Below are 5,645 nucleotides of genomic sequence, written 5' to 3'. Positions count from 1 at the left end.
ATCGGCGCTAAAGAGCTTAACTTCCGTGTTCGGTATGGGAACGGGTGTGACCTCTTTGCCATCATCACTAGACTATTAAGTTTTCGATATACGTCGTATTTTTTCGTTAGCCTCTGTCGTTCAGTCAGTCATGTACTTAAGTACGTTCTTCCCTTGCTTCATCGCTTACTCGAACTACTCGTATGTTGAAACCTTTATGTATTTCGTTTTGAAGTTTATTACCTGTCCTTCAAGACAAGAATTATTGTATAACGTTTTCTAGCATTGTGCAATACTTTTTTATAAAAAAAAGAAATTATTACTTTTTAGAGATATTTTTTGTTATGTAAAAGAAATTATCACTCTACTATTTATTATAGCAATTGTTTAATTAAAAGAAAACTATTAATTTAATAGATGAGAATTAATCAACTATTTATATCCATTTTATAAATAAAAGGCACTAATTTTCGCTACAAGCTACTTCTTCCCCCAAAATCAATGCTCTACGACAGGAGTACTTGAGTAGCTCTTCGCTCCAATAATCCACCCAAAATAAGTATACTTAGAAAAATATTAACCAAAGATTATTTTTATAGACTACTTAACATATACGTAAATTATCATTTCAAAATTATTTAATCATAGTTTTTCAGTTTTAATCTTATCCTCAATATTTATTGAGCCTTTCATTTAATTGCTTAGAAAGCATTTAATATATTTCACATGACAAACATTAAAGACTTGAAAGTGCCCTTTGTAATCGATTAATTTCCTCAAATGTCGTTGCTGGACCAAAGGATATTCTAAAAAATTGGCGAATCGCTTCCATAGAATAGCCCATAGATAAAATTGCTTTAGTACCAGATTCACTATGAATATCACAGGCGCTTCCTGTAGAAATACATATCCCCGCTTCATTTAATTTTAACAAAACGTATTGCCCTTCTACTCTTTTCATCAGCACACCACAAATATTAGGCAATTGATTCTTACACTCAATGAGCTGACACGTCTCTGGTAAATTCTCCTTAAAGTATTGACGTAATGCTGCATAATGCTGACGCTCATATTGATAATCTTCAATCGCCGTAGCAAAAGCGACAATAGCTGGGGTATCTAGTGTTCCTCCCCTTAGCCCGCGCTCATGTGTGACACCTGGAGCTAATGCAGGAACACGGAGCTCAGGATTCATATATATAGCACCACACCCTTTTGGCCCACCTATTTTATGTGCTGAAACAGTAATAGCATCTACTTGCTGTTTTAACGAGAGTTTACAAAAGGATTGTACACAATCGACGTGCATAAGCACATTTGTTTGTTTCGCAATTTTGGAAATTTCTTCTATAGGTTGAATAGAACCTATCTCTGAATTTACATGCTGAATAGTGATTAAAGCCGTATCTTCTTGAATCGCTTCCCGTAGTTGCTCTACACGAATACAACCGTCTTGCTGTAAGGGTAACTTTGTGACCGTAAAACCCATTTTTTCAAGTGTATTTAAAGCCGCATGTACCGATGTGTGTTCAGCTTGGGATGATATAATGTGCTTCCCTTTATTTGAAGCAAAAGCTAATGACAAAATCGCAATTAAATTGCCCTCCGTGCCACTTCCCGTAAAAATGACACCATCACTGTTTACTCCAAGTGACCTTGCTACAACAGCTCTTGCCTGTTCAACAAAATAATGTGCTTGCCCTCCTAGGTCATGTAAGCTTGCACTATTTCCATAATACTGCTTTGCTACCTCGCAATATGCTTTAAGGGCTTTTGGCGTCATTGGAGCGGTTGCAGCGTAATCCATATAAATCATCTTATTCTTCCTTTCTAATTCATTCGGTCTTGTTTTCTTTTTTATTTTATGCAAAGATAAGTGTCAAGACAACTGTAAAGAAGGTAAATGTATGGATGTAAAGACAGATGTACTTATTATTGGTAGTGGTATTGCCGCACTTCAAACTGCTCGGCTTCTCGAAGAACATTTTCAAGTACAGCTAGTGACAAAGTGTTCAGTTAAAATGAGTAGTTCTTATCGTGCTCAAGGCGGTATTGCTGCCGTTACAAGTCAAGAAGATCATCCAAAGCTTCACATTACTGATACGTTGACTGCTGGTGAATATCATCATGAAAGAAGGAATGTTGAAGTACTAATAGAAAATGGCACAGAAATTATGCGTAATTTTTTAAATGAGGGCTTCCCAGTTGATCGACAAGTTGACGGGTCCCCCGCTCTTGGCTTAGAGGGAGCACATAGTCATCATCGCATTTTACATGCAGGCGGTGATCGTACTGGTCAAGTAATGATTGATTATTTGCTCAATCAACTCACATCTAATATCGTCGTGAATTGCTATGAGATGGCTTATGAGCTCTTATTAAACACAAATGGGGATTGTGTTGGTGTTCTAACAAAAGGCGCAAAGGGAACGAAGCGCTACCTTGCCCACCACGTCATTCTCGCGACAGGAGGTGCAGGTGCTCTTTATTCTTGTACGTCTAACTTTGCTACGAATACTGGTGATGGGATCGCATTAGCCTATCGTGCTGGAGCTGCCATCAGTGATATGGAATTTATGCAATTCCATCCAAGCTTACTTTGGTCTGGAGGCCAGGCCAAAGGGTTAGTCTCTGAAGCTGTTCGTGGCGCCGGAGGAATATTTGTAGATGCGTATCGTCAGCCTATAATGGAAGGCGTACATAAACAGCTGGACTTAGCACCGCGCCATGTTACAGCACATGCATTATTTCATAAACGTGCTGCTGGGCAGGAAACATTTCTTGATATTACAAAGATTGAGCACTTTGAAGAAAGATTCCCTACGATTACTCAACTTTGCTCTGACAATAATGTTAAGTTACAGGATGGCTTAATTCCTGTAGCACCAGGTAGCCATTTCTTAATGGGCGGGGTTGTTGCTGATGACAAAGGAAGGACATCTATTCCTAATCTCTATGCAATTGGAGAAGTTGCTTGTACAGGAGTGCATGGCGCCAATCGTTTAGCTAGTAACTCTCTATTAGAAGGAATTACGTTTGGACAAAGAACAGCCCAATACATTATTCAAACAGGTTGTACACAAAAGAATTTCTTGATTAGTGACAAACATCACCAACAAACAATGCCATCGTTATTTACAAAAGATCAATTACGGCAAATGATGATGCACACATTAGGCATTGTGCGAAATCCTATCGATATGCAACAATTCATACAACAATTGCCCTCATTGCAATCACTTCTTCATGTTAATTTAAATGACCTGAGTCAACAGGAAATTGAACTTTACATGATGCATATTGTCGCTACATTAATGGCGCTCGCAGCCATTACACGAAAAGAAACTCGCGGAGCACATATTCGCGTTGATCAACCAGAAAATGATAACCAGTGGGCAAACCGTTGGATTATTTTTCAACAAGGACAGATGAAAGTGAGGAATTCATTATATGAATATCATCAAACTCGAGGAATTGTTAAAGCAATTTTTTAATGAGGATATAGGCGATGGCGATTTATCAAGTGAATTAATATTTTCCCCTGAACAACAGGGATCTTTTTCTTTTTATGCGAAAGAAGACGGCATTTTTTGTGGAGCTCTCATCATTAAGCATGGATTTCTTCTACTTGATCGATCGATGGATATTACCCTTTATAAAAAAGATGGGGAAAAAGTAAATGCTGGTGATGTTCTTGCTGTTATTCAAGGACCTCTTCAAAAGTTATTAATAGGTGAGCGTGTAATTTTGAATCTTATCCAGCGTATGTCTGCTATTGCCACAACGACAAATTTAGCGGTGCGAGAAACTGCAGGTACTAATGCGAAAATATGCGATACGCGCAAAACGATGCCTGGATTGCGTATGTTAGATAAATACGCTGTTAGAATCGGTGGTGCCTATAATCATCGCAATGGTTTATTCGATGCGATCATGCTAAAGGATAATCATATTGCTTTTGCGGGTAGTATTACTAATGCAGTACAGGCTGCCCGTGAGAAAATCGGTCACACTATTAAGATCGAAGTCGAAATCGAAACAAAAGCACAATTAGATGAAGCAATTGCAGCTGGTGCAGATATCATTATGTTTGATAATCGTAGCCCTAAAGAAATACGTGAATGGCTTCCTGCTGTTCCTCCACATATCGCTACAGAAGCTTCGGGCGGCATTACACTTCAAAACTTAAATAGCTATGCGATAACAGGTATTCAATGGATTTCACTAGGAGCGCTAACACATTCAGTAAAAGCTTTTGATATTAGTGCACTTGTAAAACCGAAAGGAGCTAGTTTCATTGTCCATCACTAATCTATTTCAACAAATGTCACTACTACCCGAGCATTATCGTGCTTTATCTAAAAATGACATGGAATCTCGCATTCTAGCCATAAAAAAGGAACTAGGTAGTAAGCTCTTCATTCCTGGGCATCACTATCAAAAAGATGAAGTGATTCAATTTGCCGATGCAACAGGGGATTCCTTGCAACTTGCTCAAATATCAGCAGCTAATACGGAAGCTGAACATATAGTATTTTGTGGCGTACACTTTATGGCTGAAACAGCTGATATGCTTACAACTAAACAGCAGCATGTATACTTACCTGATATGCGTGCAGGCTGTTCAATGGCAGATATGGCAGACATTTATCAAACAGAACAAGCATGGCCAATTTTACAGGAGCTTTTTGGTGATACCATTATCCCTCTAACATATGTTAATTCTACTGCTGCCATTAAAGCATTTACGGGGCGACATGGTGGAGCATGCGTAACATCATCCAATGCAAAAGAAATGGTTGAATGGGCATTTACGCAAAAACAACGTATTTTCTTTTTACCCGATCAACATTTAGGTAGAAATACTGCGTACGATTTAGGAATACCGCTTGAAAATATGGCCGTTTGGAATCCCCATACAAATAAGCTTGAAACGGATCAGTCCCCAGAAAACATTCAAGTTATCTTATGGAAGGGACACTGCTCTGTACACGAAGGCTTTTCGGTTCAGCATACGGAGCTTATACGTAAAGCTCATCCAAATATGCGGATCATTGTTCATCCTGAATGTAGTCGTGAAGTTGTTGCTGCTGCAGATGATGTAGGTTCTACAAAATACATTATTGATACGATTAATAAAGCACCAAGTGATTCTGCATGGGCAATCGGTACTGAAATGAATCTCGTCAATCGTCTGATCAAGCAGCACCCTGATAAGCAGATTATCTCTTTAAATGAAAATTTCTGTCCTTGTCTTACAATGAATCGTATTGACCTTCCCCATCTACTTTGGTCTTTAGAAAGTATACAAAAGGGGCAACCACATAATCGTATTCAAGTAGATGCTCACACTGCTGAAGAAGCACGTAGCTCGCTTGAACAAATGCTATTAAGAGCGTAAAGAGCAAAACGTCTACCCAAAATGAGTAGACGTTTTCTTATAGTTGCTTAAGTTCTCTAATGAGAATATGTAGTAATGTTCAAATATATTTCAACTAATCATAATCGAGTAAGACAATTAGTAGAATCTTAAAAGCTATCTTTGTACAAAAAAAATACAGTAGATGTAAATTACATCTACTGTATTTTAGTATGACCCGTACGGGATTCGAACCCGTGTTACCGCCGTGAAAGGGCGGTGTCTTAACCACTTGACCAACGGGCCA

4 protein-coding genes, 1 tRNA gene and 1 rRNA gene are annotated in these 5,645 nt (G+C 38.4%); 3 read left to right on the top strand and 3 right to left on the bottom strand.

The annotated features are described in order from the left end of the window. Together rrf and AC3WSK_RS26295 are read right to left on the bottom strand one after the other, a co-directional pair. Nucleotides 1–72 (bottom strand): 5S ribosomal RNA (gene rrf, locus AC3WSK_RS26300); the annotation flags it as partial. Between the two features lie 643 nt (nucleotides 73–715). Then, nucleotides 716–1,786, bottom strand: a complete 1,071-nt coding sequence (locus AC3WSK_RS26295; protein WP_427485205.1) for a cysteine desulfurase family protein — start codon at nucleotides 1,784–1,786, stop codon at nucleotides 716–718. A 100-nt stretch (nucleotides 1,787–1,886) separates the two neighbouring features. On the opposite strand from AC3WSK_RS26295, the gene nadB reads away from it, so the two are divergent. The 3 genes from nadB to nadA are packed head-to-tail and all read left to right on the top strand — an operon-like array spanning nucleotide 1,887 to nucleotide 5,380. Then, nucleotides 1,887–3,473 (top strand): L-aspartate oxidase, encoded by a 1,587-nt coding sequence (nadB, locus tag AC3WSK_RS26290; protein WP_427485202.1) that lies wholly within the window; start codon nucleotides 1,887–1,889, stop codon nucleotides 3,471–3,473. Continuing rightward, nucleotides 3,430–4,290 carry a carboxylating nicotinate-nucleotide diphosphorylase gene (nadC, locus tag AC3WSK_RS26285; protein WP_427485203.1) on the top strand — a complete coding sequence of 287 codons (861 nt, stop codon included), beginning with the start codon at nucleotides 3,430–3,432 and terminating at the stop codon, nucleotides 4,288–4,290. The genes nadB and nadC overlap by 44 nt, the downstream gene beginning before the upstream one ends. After that, on the top strand, nucleotides 4,277–5,380 hold the full coding sequence (gene nadA, locus AC3WSK_RS26280; protein WP_427485204.1) for a quinolinate synthase NadA: 1,104 nt from the start codon (nucleotides 4,277–4,279) through the stop codon (nucleotides 5,378–5,380). Before nadC ends, nadA begins: the two co-directional genes overlap by 14 nt. Before the next feature lie 192 nt (nucleotides 5,381–5,572). Here nadA and AC3WSK_RS26275 read toward each other — a convergent pair. Beyond that, nucleotides 5,573–5,644, bottom strand: a tRNA-Glu gene (locus AC3WSK_RS26275). Nucleotide 5,645 lies beyond the last annotated feature (1 nt).

The sequence above is a fragment of the Lysinibacillus sp. EB271-A1-10B genome (genome assembly GCF_058791335.1).
The sequence above is the reverse complement of the archived record's forward strand: the minus strand, read 5'-3'. Positions and strand labels throughout refer to the sequence as shown.

Excerpts from the sequence above, each read along its gene's own strand:
- AC3WSK_RS26295 (WP_427485205.1), bottom strand. The coding sequence starts at position 1,786 with ATGGATTACGCTGCAACCGCTCCAATGACGCCAAAAGCCCTTAAAGCA.
- nadB (WP_427485202.1), top strand. The coding sequence starts at position 1,887 with ATGGATGTAAAGACAGATGTACTTATTATTGGTAGTGGTATTGCCGCA.
- nadC (WP_427485203.1), top strand. The coding sequence starts at position 3,430 with ATGAATATCATCAAACTCGAGGAATTGTTAAAGCAATTTTTTAATGAG.